The organism is Halomonas sp. AOP5-B2-8 (genome assembly GCF_052376475.1).
Taxonomy (GTDB): Bacteria; Pseudomonadota; Gammaproteobacteria; order Pseudomonadales; family Halomonadaceae; genus Vreelandella; species Vreelandella casei.
Genome location: NZ_JBQSVS010000001.1, coordinates 679,643 through 695,872 on the forward strand (window position 1 = coordinate 679,643; position 16,230 = coordinate 695,872).

The 16,230-nt window shown below is 55.6% G+C and carries 14 protein-coding genes and 1 pseudogene; 3 read left to right on the forward strand and 12 right to left on the reverse strand.

Translation table 11 applies throughout. The features are described 5' to 3' along the window. Positions 1 to 12: 12 nt before the first annotated feature. Entirely contained in the window at positions 13 to 1,182 is a 1,170-nt protein-coding gene (locus ACT3RP_RS03030) for a mandelate racemase/muconate lactonizing enzyme family protein (protein ID WP_193062741.1), read from the forward strand. Between the two features lie 25 nt (positions 1,183 to 1,207). On the opposite strand, the gene smc is transcribed toward ACT3RP_RS03030, so the two are convergent. From smc to ccmA, 10 genes and pseudogenes are all read right to left on the reverse strand, one after another. After that, positions 1,208 to 4,702 carry a chromosome segregation protein SMC gene (gene smc, locus ACT3RP_RS03035; RefSeq protein ID WP_483393209.1) on the reverse strand — a complete coding sequence of 1,165 codons (3,495 nt, stop codon included), beginning with the start codon at positions 4,700 to 4,702 and terminating at the stop codon, positions 1,208 to 1,210. A 51-nt stretch (positions 4,703 to 4,753) separates the two neighbouring features. Then, a pseudogene (gene ccmI / locus ACT3RP_RS03040) lies at positions 4,754 to 5,668 on the reverse strand (c-type cytochrome biogenesis protein CcmI); the annotation flags it as partial. Next, complete coding sequence (locus ACT3RP_RS03045; protein ID WP_096281971.1) at positions 5,665 to 6,135, reverse strand: cytochrome c-type biogenesis protein; 471 nt, start codon at positions 6,133 to 6,135, stop codon at positions 5,665 to 5,667. The gene ACT3RP_RS03045 and the pseudogene ccmI, both read right to left, overlap by 4 nt. Next, positions 6,126 to 6,653: a DsbE family thiol:disulfide interchange protein gene (locus tag ACT3RP_RS03050; protein ID WP_096281972.1), complete on the reverse strand. Its 528-nt coding sequence runs from the start codon at positions 6,651 to 6,653 to the stop codon at positions 6,126 to 6,128. The genes ACT3RP_RS03045 and ACT3RP_RS03050 overlap by 10 nt, the downstream gene beginning before the upstream one ends. Then, positions 6,650 to 8,659, reverse strand: a complete 2,010-nt coding sequence (locus ACT3RP_RS03055; RefSeq protein ID WP_444672073.1) for a heme lyase CcmF/NrfE family subunit — start codon at positions 8,657 to 8,659, stop codon at positions 6,650 to 6,652. The genes ACT3RP_RS03050 and ACT3RP_RS03055 overlap by 4 nt, the downstream gene beginning before the upstream one ends. Before the next feature lie 51 nt (positions 8,660 to 8,710). Continuing rightward, on the reverse strand, positions 8,711 to 9,175 hold the full coding sequence (gene ccmE / locus ACT3RP_RS03060; RefSeq protein WP_096281974.1) for a cytochrome c maturation protein CcmE: 465 nt from the start codon (positions 9,173 to 9,175) through the stop codon (positions 8,711 to 8,713). Further along, positions 9,165 to 9,353, reverse strand: a complete 189-nt coding sequence (gene ccmD, locus ACT3RP_RS03065; protein WP_096281975.1) for a heme exporter protein CcmD — start codon at positions 9,351 to 9,353, stop codon at positions 9,165 to 9,167. Before ccmD ends, ccmE begins: the two co-directional genes overlap by 11 nt. Beyond that, positions 9,353 to 10,120: a heme ABC transporter permease gene (locus tag ACT3RP_RS03070; protein WP_096281976.1), complete on the reverse strand. Its 768-nt coding sequence runs from the start codon at positions 10,118 to 10,120 to the stop codon at positions 9,353 to 9,355. The genes ccmD and ACT3RP_RS03070 overlap by 1 nt, the downstream gene beginning before the upstream one ends. 14 nt (positions 10,121 to 10,134) lie before the next feature. Next, positions 10,135 to 10,803, reverse strand: a complete 669-nt coding sequence (gene ccmB / locus ACT3RP_RS03075) for a heme exporter protein CcmB (protein WP_226938559.1) — start codon at positions 10,801 to 10,803, stop codon at positions 10,135 to 10,137. Between the two features lie 165 nt (positions 10,804 to 10,968). Next, a complete protein-coding gene (gene ccmA / locus ACT3RP_RS03080; protein ID WP_441684403.1) occupies positions 10,969 to 11,589 on the reverse strand; it encodes a cytochrome c biogenesis heme-transporting ATPase CcmA in 621 nt (206 codons plus the stop codon). A 308-nt stretch (positions 11,590 to 11,897) separates the two neighbouring features. Between ccmA and ACT3RP_RS03085 the strand changes: the two genes are divergently transcribed. After that, positions 11,898 to 12,287 carry a LexA family protein gene (locus ACT3RP_RS03085; protein ID WP_225734309.1) on the forward strand — a complete coding sequence of 130 codons (390 nt, stop codon included), beginning with the start codon at positions 11,898 to 11,900 and terminating at the stop codon, positions 12,285 to 12,287. Continuing rightward, on the forward strand, positions 12,287 to 12,910 hold the full coding sequence (locus tag ACT3RP_RS03090) for an IMPACT family protein (RefSeq protein WP_483393210.1): 624 nt from the start codon (positions 12,287 to 12,289) through the stop codon (positions 12,908 to 12,910). Before ACT3RP_RS03085 ends, ACT3RP_RS03090 begins: the two co-directional genes overlap by 1 nt. 104 nt (positions 12,911 to 13,014) lie before the next feature. On the opposite strand, the gene ACT3RP_RS03095 is transcribed toward ACT3RP_RS03090, so the two are convergent. Beyond that, positions 13,015 to 14,337, reverse strand: coding sequence for a sodium ion-translocating decarboxylase subunit beta (locus ACT3RP_RS03095; RefSeq protein ID WP_483393211.1), 1,323 nt, complete (start codon positions 14,335 to 14,337; stop codon positions 13,015 to 13,017). Positions 14,338 to 14,349: 12 nt separating this feature from the next. Continuing rightward, on the reverse strand, positions 14,350 to 16,164 hold the full coding sequence (oadA, locus tag ACT3RP_RS03100; protein ID WP_483393212.1) for a sodium-extruding oxaloacetate decarboxylase subunit alpha: 1,815 nt from the start codon (positions 16,162 to 16,164) through the stop codon (positions 14,350 to 14,352). Between the last annotated feature and the right edge of the window lie 66 nt (positions 16,165 to 16,230).

The window sequence follows — 16,230 nt, forward strand, 5'->3', positions numbered from 1 at the left end:
GAGGAATGCCTTATGCGCATCGTTGAAATCCGCGAAAAAACTGTTTCCATTGCGTCACCCATCGCCAACGCTTATATCGACTTTTCTAAAATGACGTGCTCCGTGGTCGCCGTAGTGACCGACGTAGTACGTGACGGTAAGCCGGTGATTGGCTACGGGTTTAACTCGAATGGACGCTATGGACAGGGAGCGCTGATGCGCGACCGTTTTTTGGATCGCATTAGCGAAGCGGACCCAGAAAGCCTTATCGATCAAGAGAATAACAACCTTGATCCGTTTGCTATCTGGAAAGCCTTAATGACCAACGAAAAGCCCGGCGGCCACGGCGAGCGTTCCGTTGCGGTAGGCACAATCGACATGGCCGTTTGGGACGCCGTGGCTAAAATCGAAGGCAAACCACTCTATAAGCTGTTGGCCGAACGTTACCGTAACGGCGTTGCCGACGATAAAGTGTGGGTGTATGCAGCGGGCGGTTATTACTATCCCGGTAAAGACCACAGCAAACTACAAGATGAAATGCGCAGCTATTTAGACCGCGGTTATAACGTAGTCAAAATGAAGATTGGCGCAGCACCGCTTGAAGAAGATTTACGCCGCGTTGAGGCCGTAATTAAGGTTGTGGGTGATGGCAGCCGCGTCGCCGTTGACGCTAACGGCCGCTTTGACCAAGCCACCGCTATCGCCTATGCCGAAGCGCTAAAGCCTTATAATCTATTTTGGTATGAAGAAGCTGGCGATCCGCTTGATTACGCTCTTCAGGCAGAGCTTGCTAATCATTACGACCTGCCTATGGCGACCGGCGAAAACCTGTTCTCGCATCAAGATGCACGCAACTTGTTACGCCATGGCGGCATGCGCCCTGACCGCGACTTTGTTCAGTTTGACTGCGCACTCTCTTACGGCTTAGTTGAATACATGCGTACGCTGAAGGTAATGGAAGACCTGGGCTGGTCATCGCGCCGCGTCGTTCCCCATGGCGGCCACCAGATGTCATTGAACATTGCGGCCGGCCTGCATTTAGGTGGCAACGAGTCGTATCCGGATGTTTTCCAACCTTTTGGTGGTTTCGCTGACGGCATTCAAGTTGAGAATGGCTATGTCGGCCTGCCGGATATCCCAGGTGTAGGCTTTGAAGCGAAGTCCAAACTCTACGCGGTCATGCGCGAACTAGGTGAGGGCTAAGGGTGAGGGCTAAGCGCGAAGGCGCTTAATCAACCAGTGCGGCCGCCTCTTCAATACCTACCGAGACTAGTCTCGATACGCCGGGCTCTTGCATGGTCACCCCCATCAAGCGCTCGGCGGCTTCCATGGCAATTTTGTTGTGGGTGATGTAAATAAACTGAACGTTCTCAGACATTTCTTTCACCAGCTTGGCGTAACGCCCAACGTTAGCGTCATCCAGCGGAGCATCCACTTCATCTAGCATACAAAAAGGCGCGGGATTAAGCTGGAAGATCGCAAACACCAGCGACAATGCCGTCAGCGCTTTTTCTCCGCCTGATAGCAGATGAATAGTGCTGTTCTTCTTGCCCGGAGGGCGGGCCATAATCGCCACCCCCGTTTCCAACAAATCATCGCCCGTCAGCGTTAACCATGCCGCACCGCCGCCAAACACACGCGGAAACAAAACTTGCAGCCCGGCATTAACCTGATCAAAGGTTTCCCGAAAGCGTATGCGCGTTTCTTGATCAATGCGCTTAATCGCTCTCTCTAACGTTTCCAGCGCCTCGGTAAGTTCAGCGTGCTGCGCCTCTAAATAATTACGTCGTTCAGCCTGCTGATCATACTCTTCAATCGCGGCAAGGTTGATTGCCCCTAAGCGGCGTATCTTATCGGTGGTACTTTCCAGACGCTCTTGCCAACTCGTTTCAGTGGCCTCCTGAGGCAGCTGTTCGGCAAGCGTTTCAGCGTTATGGCCTAATTCTGCCAACTGCTCATCTTGAGTGGCGGCTTTCAATGCCAGCGCCTGCACGTCCATGCGCCGCTGCTGTAGCTGCTCGCGGCTCTGTTCTAGATTGCGCTCATGCTGCTGGCGGGCAAGCTCATCATTTCGCAGCTGTTCTGCCAGCGCTTGAGCCTGCTGGCGAGTCGCGTTTAAGCGCCCTTCCTGCTGCTCACGCTGCTGTAGCAGCTCTTCAAGCTCTTCGCCTGCCAACTCATCGGGCTCAATCAGCATTTCCCGAGACTCTTCCAACTCGGCAATGCGCAGCGATAGCCGTTCTTCAGAGTCGCTTGAGCGGGACTGCTGCGAGCGCAGGCTAGCGCGCTCGGCATTTAAGCGTTCGCGCTCAAGCGCCAGCGCCTGCTGCTGTGCTTTAAGCGGCGAATGCTGCTGGGTCAGCTGGTCACGCTGTTCACGCAAAAAGCGGCGCTGTTCCGAGGCCTGCTCGCGCCCTTCTGCGGTGCTTTCCAGCTGCGCCATCGCCTCGTTCCAGCGTGCGCGCTGCTCATCTAAGGTAAGTACTAACTCCGCCTCATCCTCTTGCAACTGGGTAAGCTCTGCATCTAGCTCCGTCGCGCGGCCAGCTAAATGCTCAAGGCGCTGAGCGAGGCTACGCTCTTTTACCGCTAGCTGCTGCAAGCTAGCGGCGTGATTGCGCTCCTGCTCAGCCTGCTGATCACGGGCCTGATCTAGCGACTCAATGGTCTCACTGGCGGCTTCACACTGCTCTTCGGCCAGCGCTAGCGCTTCTTCTTCGCTCTCACGACGCTCATTGAGCTCGGCGTAGCGTCGACGGATAAGCAGCAACCCATCAATACCCTCGCCGTTGGCCTGTTGATGCAGCCAGCCACGGCCCAGCCAAACGCCGTCGCGGCTCACCACGCTTTCGCCAGGGGCTAGGTGCGCTACCTGCTGCTGCGCCTCGGCAGCCGTTTCCGTGTAGTGAACACTTGCTAACCATTCGCTCAGTGCTCCCGCGCCTTTTACCAGGCTATCCAGCCGTTGGCCCGCGGTTGATGGTGCTGGCGACGCTTGATCAATCAAACACCAGTCGGTGGCCAGCGCATCAGGCAAGGCGGCGAGCTGATGGCTAGTGACCAGGCGAGCATTAAGCCACGGCGCTAGAAGCCAAGAAGTAAGCGCTTCCCAACCGGGTGTCACTTGAAGCACCTCGCCCAGTTGAGGCGCCTGTTCGAGACCCAGCGCTTCCAGACGAGCCCCAATATCAGGGTCATGATCCGCCAGGGCCGCATCCATCAGCGCTTGAAGGGATGCAAGTTCCCCCTGTCGCTGGCTTAGTGCAGCACGCTGTTGATCCCGTGACTGGGAGGCCTGTTGATACGCTGCTTTAGCATCGCTGTAGCGCTGCTGCCACTGGTCGCGCCCGGCGTGAAAGTCGTCGGCCTGCTGCTGAGCATCCGCTAGCTGCGCGTGGCACAAAGCGTGCTCATCGCGCAGCTCGGTGAGATCAGCCACCTCGCTGCGCTGCTGACGGCGGCGCTGGTTTTCAGCCTGCAAGCGCTGGATCCGTTGCTCAAGATCCCGCAGTTGATCCTGGCTTCGCTCAGCATCGCGGCTGGCATCGCGCCAGCGCGTTTCAGCGTCGGCCCACTGCTGCTCGACCGCTTCCAGCGCTGGAGAGGCATCGGCCAGCGATTGCTCCAGGCGCTCAAGCTGCTCTTCCAATGCGTCGTGTTCAGGCTGCAAATCGTCAAAGCGTTCATCAATCGCGGCTAAGCGAATCTGATCACCTTCGCTAACGCGCCGCTGCTCGTCTAACTCACCGCGGGCGGTGGCGATATCGCTGGCCAGCTGCGCTTCACGGCTGCGGCGGTGGGCCTGGTCTTGCTCCAGCCGAGCAATGCGCGTGGTAGTTTCAAAGAACTGCTGCTGATGACGATCGAGTACCTCAGATAGCTCGTCATGTTGCTCGCGGGCTTGTTCCAGCCGTGTTTCGCATTGGCGAACGCCAAAGACATCTTTTTCAACGGCGATTTCCAGCTCGCGAACGCGATTTTCTTGATGTGACTGTTCGACGCGCAGAGTTCGGCCGCGTAATAGCGCAAGCTCACCTTTGAGACGATACTCCAGCTGTTTCAACTCTTGATAACGCTTGGCGGCTTCAGCCTGGCGCTTAAGCCGATCTAACTGTTTATCCAGCTCTTCGCGAATATCGTTAAGACGTTCCAAATTCTCCTGGGTTCGCCGCATGCGGTTTTCGGTTTCCCGGCGGCGCTCTTTGTACTTGGAGATGCCCGCGGCTTCTTCTAGCGTCGAACGTAGATCATCGGGGCGAGCTTCAATCAGGCGCGAAATCATGCCCTGGCCGATAATCGCATAGGATCGCGGCCCCAGGCCGGTGCCCATAAACAGATCGGCGATATCCCGACGCCGGCACTTTTGGCCGTTGAAGAAATAGTTGGACTGACCATCGCGGGTTACGAGTCGTCTAACGACAATTTCAGCATACTGGGCATAGATACCGCCCATGCCGCCGTCGCGATTATCAAATTTGAGCTCGATGGATGCTTGGCTGATAGGTTTACGGCCGGTCGAGCCGTTAAAAATAACGTCGGCCATGGATTCGCCGCGCAGCGTTTTCGCCGAAGACTCGCCCATCACCCAGCGCACGGCGTCAATAATATTGGATTTTCCACAGCCGTTGGGCCCTACGATGGCGGTCATATTGCCATCAAAAGGCACCGTCACAGGGTCGACAAAGGACTTAAAGCCGACTAAGCGTATGGAGGTTAAGCGCATAGCGAGGCCACGCCTTGGTTATTCAAAACAGGGCTGCTCAACAAACGGCTATTTAAGTGCATGGCTGTTCACTACTTCGTCGACGTTTTCTTCAGGCCCTTCGAAAGCCGCACTCATGCGCTCTTGGGCGATGCGAATAGCCTCTCGCAGCGAGGCGGCGGTATCCGTATCGGCACTATTAGCGACCGCGCGGCGCCAGCGGTCAATCGCTTGTTCGTAATCGCCATTATCAAAGGCGTGCAGACCCAACACCCCTAGCACGGTGGGCTCATTCGGGTCTTTGGCCAGCGTTTCATCGACCAGCGCCTGTACCTCATCGGTAAGCTCTCGCCCGGCCATAAAAAAACGAATCTGTGCGAGCTGAGCCAGCAGCGGTGGAAGACGCCCTTCAATCTCAATCAGGCGCTCCAAGGCACCAACGGCCTGAGGCATCTGCCCCGTTTCGCGATAAAGCGGAAACAGCGTGCCCCACACATTGGGGTTGTTCGGCTGGCGTTCCGCCTGCAATTGCATACGCTCAATATACATATCAAGCGACCCTTCCGGGTCTTGCTGCACGGCTTGCCGCACCGCCAGAAGTATTAGATCGCCTTCAGCGCCCTTTTGCTGATACCACACCACGCTAACCGCCACCACCGCTACCATTATCAGCGGCACCGCTAAACGCCCGGCGTGGGCAGGTTTAAGCGGGCGCTGCTCGCGCACGGCAGTGTCTTCCAGCAGGCTACGCTCTAGCTCCAAACGGTCTTCTTCAAAGCGTTCGACATCAATGTCGCCACGCTCATGTGCAGCTTCTAGCGAGGCAAGACGACGCTTGAAAATAGCGACATTCTGTTCGTCGGAGACGTCGTTGGCTTCAAACTGGCGCTGCTGCTCATGCAGTGCACGCGCATTCCTGAGCGGCGATACTAACAGCCATAGCGCAGGTAGCAATAAAACGGCAATCGCAATCCAAAGCAGCGTCATGAAGGCCTCTTACGGTTAATCAGCGCTTCAACACGCTGGCGCTCTTCCGCACTTAGCGCTTTGGAAGAGGCATTACGGCGGGCGCGGATCATCAGTAAAACCACCAGCGCTCCCAGCATTACCAGCGCAATGGGCAACCCCCAAAGCAGATACGTGCGGTTCTCTAAGCGCGGATTGTACAGAATATACTCACCAAACCGCTGCACCATATAATCAACAATTTCGATATCCGACCGGCCTTCTTGCAGCAGCTGGTAAACGCGATCGCGCATGTCTGCGGCAATCGGCGCGTTAGAGTCACCGATGGCCTGGTTTTCACACAGCGGGCAGCGCATGGCGGCGGTTAAATCGTGATAACGCGCCTGCATCACCGGGTCATCAAATTGACGCAGCTCAATTCCACCCGCCGCCGCACTAGAGGCGACGATCATTATCAGCATTGCTGCAACGGCACGCATTAACGCCATTTTTCCACCTCCGGAAGAATCCGCTCGCGCACGTCATCCGGTGATATATAGCCTTTGTGGTGATAGCGAATCACACCGTTGGCATCGACAATAAACGTTTCCGGCGCACCGTAAACGCCAAGATCAAAGCCTAGCTCGCCCTGGGGATCAAAAATATTGGCCTCAAACGGGTCGCCAAATTCGTTGAGAAACGCTAAGCCCTTCTCGCGGATATCACGATAGTTGACGCCCATCATACGAACATCGTGATCCGCCAACTCTAAAAGCTGCGGCATCTCTTGCTTGCACGCGGGGCACCACTCGCCCCAGACGTTCACCAACGTCACCTCGCCTTCCAGCAGCGTTTGGTCAACGCGCTGATGTTCATCGCGCAGCGTGACTGCCTCAAAGCTTGGGAACGGCCGCTCCATGAGCGCTGAATCGCGCTGCGAAGGGTCCAGCGACAGACCTTTGTAAAAGAACAGGGCTAAGCCTAAAAAACACAGCGGCAGCAGTAATAGCAGTAACCGTCGCTTCATAGTGTGACCTTCTGCGCAGCATAGCGCTGGGCGGTCGAAGCGGGTATATCACGCGCTATGGCGACACGGCGATAGCGCTTATCGAGCACTGCAAGCACTCCGCCAAAGGCCATCAATAAGGCGCCCAGCCAGAGCCAGCGCACAAACGGCTTGTACTGAACACGCATTGCCCAGCTACCGTCGCCCAGGTCTTCGCCCATTGCCACGTATAGGTCGCGAAATAGCCCCGGCCGCAGGGCGACCTGGGTCATCGGCATACCCGTCGCTAGATAAAGACGCTTTTCAGGGCGCATAGTGAAGCGGCGCCCTGACTCGCCGCGCTGCACCTGAATTATCGCAGTATCGGCCAAAAAGTTAGCACCGCGACGCTCGGTCAGTTCGCTCATGGTGAACTGATAGCCCGCTACTTCTACCGTGGTGCCTGGCGACATGCGCACGTTGCGTTCAATGTTGTAGTTAGAAACAACGGTCACACCAACAATGGTGACAGCTACGCCCACGTGGCCCAGCACCATGCCCCAGTAGGACAGTGAAAGCTTGCGTAACCCCGCAGAAAACGAGCGGGCATGACGGGTTTTATCAACAATATCGCGCAGTATCGGCAGCACAACCCACAGCGCAGAGACAATGCCTAGAGAGACCAAAAGATTCCACTCGCCGCGATATAGCAGCGGCATTACTGCCCCAATGATCAGCGCCGCAGCGCCCGCCCACCAAAGCTTACGGATAAGGTCTTTAGCCGCCATACCTTTCCAACGGGCGGCCGAGCCAAGGCCCATAAACACACACATCATCACGGTTAATGGCACAAACAGCGCGTTAAAGTAAGGCGGCCCCACGCTGATTTTTCCAAGGTTGAGAGAATCTAGAATCAACGGGTAAACGGTGCCGAGTAAAACAGTCACGGTCATAATGACGAGAAACACGTTATTGATCAGCAGCAGCGCATCTCGGGAGAGCCAGTTGAAGCCGATGCTATGGCTCACACGCGGTGCGCGCAGAGCGAACAGCAGCAGTGACAGCGTTACCGTAATGGCTAACAGAATCAAAATAAAGAGCCCACGGTCGGGGTCGTTGGCGAAAGCGTGCACGGAGGTTAATACGCCGGAGCGCACTAGAAAAGTCCCCATCAGCGACAGCGAAAAGGTCGCAATCGCCAGCAGCACAGTCCAGCTTTTAAAGGAGCCGCGTTTCTCGGTCACCGCCAGCGAATGGACCAGCGCGGTACCGGTTAGCCAAGGCAGCAGTGAGGCATTTTCAACGGGGTCCCAAAACCACCAGCCACCCCAACCAAGCTCGTAATAAGCCCACCAGCTGCCCAGCGCGATTCCTACGGTCAAAAATGCCCACGCTACATTGGTCCAAGGCCGCGCCCAGCGAGCCCAGGCCGCATCTAGTCGACCGCCCAGCAGCGCCGCGATGGCAAAGGCGAACACCACAGAAAAGCCCACATAGCCCATATAAAGCATTGGCGGATGAACGATAAGCCCAATGTCCTGCAGCAGCGGATTCAGATCAGCGCCATCGGGCGGCATATTGGGCAGCAATCGTTCGAAGGGATTAGAGGTGATCAGAATAAACAATAAAAACCCACCGCAAACCATGCCCATTACGCCCATCACTCGGGCGACCATATCCCGCGGCAGGCTACCGGTGAACCTACTCGCGGCAAACCCCCAGCCTGCCAGCATCAAGCTCCACATCAGCACCGAGCCTTCATGATTGCCCCATACCGCACTGAATTTGTAATACCAGGGCAGCAGCGAGTTGGCGTTATTGGCCACGTTCGCCACGCTAAAATCGTCGAGCATATAGCTTGCGGTTAAACAGCCGTAGGCAATGGCGACAAACAAAAACTGCCCCGCCGCCATCGATTGGCCGTAGGCCATCCATAGAGGCCGCCGCGTCGCCGCGCCGGCAAGCGGCATCACTGCCTGCACCACCGCCATGAGCAGCGCAATAATCAGCGCAAAGTGGCCAATTTCAGGAATCATTGTGATGAACATGTGCACTCCGAATTGGCACTGGCTGGTTGGCAAGCAGGCGCAATCGCACCATTACTTGTCGGCGGCACTGGTCTGATAGTCGGCAGGCGAATAACCCGCCTCTTTCAACGCCTGGGCCACTTCCGGCGGCATGTAATTTTCATCATGGCGAGCGAGGACTTTATCGGCGTACAAATGGCCGTCGGCCTGAAGCTCACCCACCACTACCACGCCTTGGCCTTCACGAAAAAGGTCGGGCAAAATTCCGCTGTAAACGACCTGAAGATCATCGACATAGTCCGTAACGGTAAATTCGACGTCCAGGCTGTCAGGATCGCGGGCCACCGAACCTTCTTTGACCATCCCACCGGCACGAATTTGTCGCGCCATGGGGGCATCACCTTGGGCGATCTGTACCGGACTAAAAAACAGATTAATATTAGCGCGCAGCGCGTACAGCGTTAGCCCCACGGCGATCGCCGCCAGCGACACCAAGCCTAGGATAACCCACAGCTTCTGTTTTCGTTTAGGCGTCATGACGTACTCCTTTCGAGCGCCTGGCGCGCCGTCTCAAGACCCTAAGCAATTGACGCTGTTCAAGGCGCGCATGCCAAGCACTGGCGAGCAGCAGCAGCGCCGTGACACCCCAAGCAGACCAAACGTAAGGTGCATGGCCACCCATGGCGAGAAAGTCAGAAAAGGAAGTAAATGCCATTAGCGCGCCTTCTTCGTTGCAGTGCTCAACATCGGGTCTGTCAGCAACTCTTGCACCCAGCGTTTACTGGCTTCTCGCCGTAGAATCTCGCTACGCGTGCGCATTAGCGTTATCGCAATAAAGAAGCAGTAAAAACCCAACAGCATAATGACCAACGGCAGCCACATTTGTGTAGGCATGGTCGGGCGCGAGGTTAACGTAAATGAAGCCGTCTGGTGCAGGGTATACCACCAATCAACCGAATACTTAATGATGGGAATATTGATGACACCCACCATCGTCAGCACCGAGGCTGCACGGGACCCGCTATCGCGCCGGGTAAACGCGCTGCGTAAGGCGATGACCCCGATATACAGAAACAGCAAAATCAGCATAGAGGTGAGCCGCGCATCCCACATCCACCAGGTACCCCAGGTAGGCACGCCCCACACAGCACCGGAAAACAGCGCCACAAAGGTCATCACCGCCCCGAACGGCGCCATCACTGTCGCCGCCATGTCGGCCACTTTAATTTTCCAAACCATAAACACCAGGCCCGACACGGCCATAGCGATAAAAATAGATTGGGCTAAAAAAGCAGCCGGCACGTGTACATAAATAATCCGAAAGCTGTTGCCCTGCTGATAATCCGCAGGCGCAAATGCCAGCCCCCATAGTGAACCAACGACCAACAGCAGCACCGCTGCAGCCCAAAACCACGGCTGCATCTTGGCACTCATGCCATAGAACCACCGAGGCGATCCCAGCTTATGTATAAAGGCCCACATAGCGTGTTCTATCCTCAACCGTTAATACTAATGCGCAGCGATGCGGCAATCGCCCACGGCGCCAGCATAAGCGAGGCGGCAAGCAGCGCGCCCAAAATAGCTAAATGTGCGGCAACACCGCTACCGACAATAGACGCCTGCACCGCGCCCACCCCAAAAATCAATACCGGGATCGTCAGCGGCAGCACCAGCAGCGAGAGCAGCACGCCGCCGCGCGCCAGGCCGACGGTTAACGCGGCGCCAATCGCGCCAATCAAACTCAGGCTGGCCGACCCCAGCGCAAGCGACAGCGCTAGCACGGCGTAGCTGCCGGTGGGCAACGACAGCATAACGCCTAATAGCGGCGCTATCAGCGCTAAGGGCAAGCCAGTTAGCAGCCAGTGAACGGCCACTTTTGCTAGGCTTAGCGCGGCCAACGAGTGCGGGGCCAGCAACAGCTGCTCAAGACTACCGTCGTCATAGTCGCTGCGAAACAGGCTATCGAGTGACAGCAGCGCGGCTAATAGCGCCGCCACCCAGAGCAAGCCCGGTGCAATAATTGCCAACAGCGCAGGGTCGGGCGAAATAGCCATTGGAAACAAGGTAATCACGAGCGCAAAGAACACTAAAGGATTAAGAATGTCACCGCGACGGCGAAGCAATAGCGTTAAATCACGCAGCAGCGTGGCTTTTACCGCAATCATTAGCCCGCCCTTATGGTCGAGCAATGGCGCTACTGGGCCGATCGCCGAACTATCCAAACAGCTAGGCGCTGAAGGCTGTGAAGCGCTGCTGGAAGCGTAGCTCAGCGGGCGGCTTGAAGGACTTTCTGAAGAGCCATTGGACGTGCTATGCAACGCGGTCTCCTTCTACCCCAGCGCTACCTGCCTCAGCAGCGGCGAGGCGGGCAGATCGTGGTGTGTGGTGACGAGTACGCAGCCACCTGCCTTTGCATGCGCAACAAGCTGTCTTTCAAGATCAGCAATGCCGTTACGATCAATCGCGGTAAAGGGCTCATCCAATACCCACAGGGCTCGCGGCGTCAGCGTTAACCGCGCCAATGCCACTCGCCGCTGCTGACCCGCCGACAGCTGCCCGGTAGGCACTTCTTCAAAACCTGCCAGCCCGGTGCTTTCAAGCGCATTCAAGCGCTGTTCCTCGTCGTCTTTTTCACCGCTCAGCGCCTGATACCACGCTAAATTTTCTAGCGGCGAAAGCCCCAACTTTATGCCGGGGGCATGCCCCAAATAAAGCAGGTTAGCAAGAAAGTGGTCACGAGCCTTGCTCATTACCGTGCCATTCCAGAAAAGCGCGCCCTGATAGTCGCTGAGCTGCCCAGAGAGGATCTTGAGCAGCGTTGTCTTGCCGCAGCCATTAGGCCCTTCAATACGCACGACTTCACCGCTATGAATATCCAGATCCAGCCCTTTAAATAGCCAGCGGTCATCACGTTCACAGCCAAGTCCTCGGGCTTGTAGATGCAGGCTCAAGCGTCACTCCAGGCACATTGATTTCGCATCGAACTCTACACGGAAAGCTCCTTTCTCGCCACTTGCACAACCGGCCATCAACCAGTGGACAACGGACTCCAATGATCAATAAGACGAATTACCACTAGCACTGTATGCAAAAACAGGCCTATACTAAAACCACTGTATGGAAAGACATGTTTTGTGCGATTCAGCGTCGCCTGCACCGCTAAAGCGATTGCCTGCAGTCAATGTTTAAGGTCGCTATTTTCAAGTTCACTACGCATGAACGAAGCCTAACCAGCCGGCGTAGCAATGGAGATCCCCAAATGACGATATCAATGGCAGCATCTACCGCTACGCTCACTCATAGGCAACCACTACCGCGCCCTTATGCATTGACGTCTAACGTTACGCGGCACAATACCTATGCACTTAAAGTACGCGGCAATGCGATGCGCGATTGCAACTTATTCGATGGCGATGTCATTATTATTCGGCGCTACCAGCACGATACCCAAACAGAAACCGCCGTTGCCGAAATCAATCAGCAGAAAATAGCGCTGAAGCAGCTCTCCATAAGCCGTTCTGGCGTACAGCTATGGCCAGAAGATGCGCTTCAGCCAGCGCTTTTTTTGCATAATCGGGATATTCAGGTGCTTGGTATGGTGATGGGTGTTGAACCTCATGTGAGCAAGTCTGCTATTACGGAGCATTAATGCGTTACCGGGTTCCCAAACTGCCTGCATCAATATGGCATACGGCTGACATTGACGTAGAAAAGAGCCAATTTATAACCTGGATATGTTGCGCCCCTGACATTGGTGCGTTCAGCACTCTATTCAATGCCGCTAAAACGGCACACCCCAATGCGAGCCATCACTGCACCGCCTACATTGCAGGACCACCGGGCGAGCAGAACTTCATTGGCTTTTCTGACGATGGTGAGCCTGGCGGCACCGCCGGCAGGCCGATGTATCAGGTGCTGCAAGGCAGCCAACTTGGCCACATTGGCTGTGTCGTCATTCGTTATTTTGGTGGTACAAAGCTAGGTACCGGTGGATTAGCTCGCGCCTACGCCCAGGCAGTCAGCCATGCGCTTGAGACACTGCCCACCTGCGAGGTCATTGAACGCGATATTTACACTCTACGGCTGAGCTTTGCCCATGAAGCGATTGCTCGCGCCTGGTGCGAAGAACGTGATGTTCCTATTGAGCAAGCCGATTACGATGGAAACGGCGTCCGCTTAGCCGTTGGCTGGCCACGCGACTGCCCGCTCGACTTTTCCCCGCTGGAAAATCGCTTAAAGAGCACGATTGAGTTTCATACCGCCCCTCCATAAAAAACGCGACAGCTGAAATTTTCAGCATGCCGCGCTCTAATCGCTAGCGCTTCAACTCTGCGCTAAAAACGGTCTGATGACGCACCTTGATACGCGTGGGTTGATTAGCCCAGGTATTTAATCATTATCCCGGCAGCTACCGCTGATCCAATCACCCCGGCCACGTTGGGCCCCATGGCGTGCATCAATAAAAAATTATGCGGATTGGCTTCAAGCCCTACTTTATTAGCCACCCGGGCCGCCATAGGCACAGCGGAAACGCCGGCGGCGCCAATGAGCGGGTTGATGGGCATTTTACTCACCAGGTTCATGAGCTTGGCCATTAATACCCCGGCAGCCGTACCAATACCAAAGGCGACAATACCCAGCCCGAGTATCCCCAGCGTCTTAAATGCCAGAAAGCTCTCGGCCATGAGCTTAGAGCCCACGGACAAACCTAGAATAATCGTTACGATATTGATCAGCGCATTTTGCGCGGTATCCGACAAGCGTTCGACCACCCCACATTCACGCATCAGATTACCAAAGCAAAACATTCCCAGAAGCGGTGCGGCATCGGGTAAAAACAGCGCAACCAAGATCAACAGCATCAGCGGGAAGATGACTTTTTCCAGCCTAGACACCGCCCGTAGCTGCGTCATTTTGATTTGACGCTCTTTTTGAGTGGTTAAAAGACGCATGATCGGCGGCTGAATCAAGGGCACCAATGCCATATATGCATAGGCTGCCACGGCGATCGCACCCAGCAGCTCCGGCGCTAGCACGCTTGATACGTAGATAGACGTCGGGCCATCCGCGCCACCGATAATACCAATAGCGGCCGCCTGATTAAGCGAGAAATCCATCACCCCCATGGAGGTGAGCACCACGGCGCCAAACAGCGTGGCAAAAATACCAAACTGAGCGGCCGCACCTAAAAAAAGCGTGCGCGGATTGGCCAGCAAGGGGCCAAAATCGGTCATGGCACCCACGCCCATAAAGATAATCAGCGGCGCAATACCCGAGCCAATCGCCACTTTATAGAAGTTATACAGCATACCGTCGCTGTAGCCGACGCTCGTGGCAATGTCTCGCGCGGCACGTAGCTGGTCTGGCGCAACGCCATCGTGGGCGATCACTTTCAGCGATTCTCGCCATGTTTCAAGACCGCTAACAGGATCCAGCGTTGCGCCTAGCGCTGCTGCTATCTGCTGCAGCACCACAGGTTTAGCAACGTCAATGGCCTGATCTAACGCTGAAAGCGCCAGCCCTGCTTCGGGTATGTTGGCAAGAATGCCACCAAAGCCAATCGGCACTAACAGCAGCGGCTCAAACTTCTTATAAATGGCCAGATAGAGCAGCAATAGTCCCACTAAGATCATTGCCGCCTGGCCAAGCTCAAGGTTATACAGCCCCGAGCCTTCCCATAAGGTTACTAATTTATCCATTACCGAGCGCCCTTAGAGTTCGATCAGCGTATCGCCTACGGCGACGCTATCGCCTTCGCTGACGTTAACCTTAGACACAGTGCCTGCGCTGCTAGCACGCACTTCGGTTTCCATTTTCATCGCTTCCAGGATAATGACGACATCACCATCAGCGACCTGATCGCCAGGACGCACATTCACTTTGAAAATATTGCCTGCCAGCGGCGCATCGATGCTTTCCCCGCTAGGCGCAGGTGAAACCTGAGCAGCGGCGGTCGTTGCGCTTACCGCTTGCTCCTGCACCTCGCCTAGCTCGCCCCCTTCAGAGACTTCCACCACGTAGGCTTTGCCATTGAGCTTAACGGTATAGGTTTCTGAGCCACTGTTCGCGGCTGAGGGCTTACTTTCCACCGGGGCAGACTCTTTATTGGCGCTCGCTTGGGCCGCTTGAGGCACGGGTTCAAAAGCATTCGGATTGTCGCGATTCTTCAAAAACTTCAAACCAATCTGCGGAAATAGCGCATAGGTCAGCACATCGTCGGTGGCCTGCTTACCCTCTGCAAGCCGGATACCGTCCGCACTGGCCTTCTCTTTGAGCTCCGTAGCCAGCCTGTCCATTTCAGGCGCAAGATTATCTGCCGGGCGGCAGGTAATCGGCTCACCGCCCTCTAACACGCGCTTTTGCAGCTCAGCGTTAAAGGGCGCAGGTGCCGCGCCGTACTCACCTTTAAGCAGTGCCTGCACTTCTTTGGAAATAGACTTGTAGCGCTCACCCATCATCACGTTCATGACGGCCTGCGTACCGACAATTTGTGAGGTTGGCGTAACCAAGGGAATAAACCCCAGGTCTTCACGCACACGTGGAATCTCGCTCAGTACGTCGTCGAGCTTGTCTCCAGCGCCCTGTTCTTTAAGCTGGGCTTCCATGTTGGTCAGCATGCCACCCGGCACCTGGGCAATCAGAATGCGCGAATCGATCCCCCGTAGAGAGCCCTCAAAGGCGGCATATTTTTTACGTACTTCGCGGAAATAACCGGCAATGTCTTCCAGCAGTTCAAGATCTAAACCGGTATCGCGATCGGTGTCTTTTAGCATCGCGACCACCGACTCGGTAGGGCTATGGCCGTAAGTCATCGACATCGAAGAGATAGACGTATCAACGTTATCAATGCCCGCCTCGACTGCTTTTAGAATGGTCGAGGTTGAGAGGCCGGTCGTGGCATGGCAATGCAGGTGTATCGGGATCGACAGCTCTTTCTTCAGCCGAGTGACAAGATCAAACGCCGTGTAGGGCGTAAGCAGCCCCGCCATATCCTTGATAGCCAATGAATCTGCACCCAAACCGGCAATGGTTTTAGCGAGATCGACCCAGCTATCCAGGGTATGTACCGGGCTCACGGTATAAGAAATGGTGCCCTGAGCATGGCCTTCGACATTACGCACCGCCTGAATGGCACGCTCAAGGTTGCGCGGATCATTCATCGCATCGAAGACACGAAAAACATCCACACCGTTGGTTCTCGCCCGCTCGACAAACTTATCGACGACATCATCCGCATAGTGACGGTAGCCCAGCAAGTTCTGCCCACGCAATAACATGGCCTGGGGAGTATTCGGCATCGCCTCTTTTAACGCACGGATACGCTCCCACGGGTCTTCGCCCAGGTAACGAATGCAGGCGTCATAGGTGGCACCGCCCCATGTTTCCAACGACCAGTAGCCAACCTGATCAAGCTTTTCAGCGATCGGCAGCATATCGTCCAAACGCATGCGCGTTGCAAACAGCGATTGATGGGCATCGCGCAGCACGACATCGGTAATGCCTAGAGGGCGTTTTGTTTCGTTCATGGTCTTGGCTCACAGTTGAGAATTGTAAGTTTGTAGTAAAAATAACAAAAAAATAGCCAAAAAGTA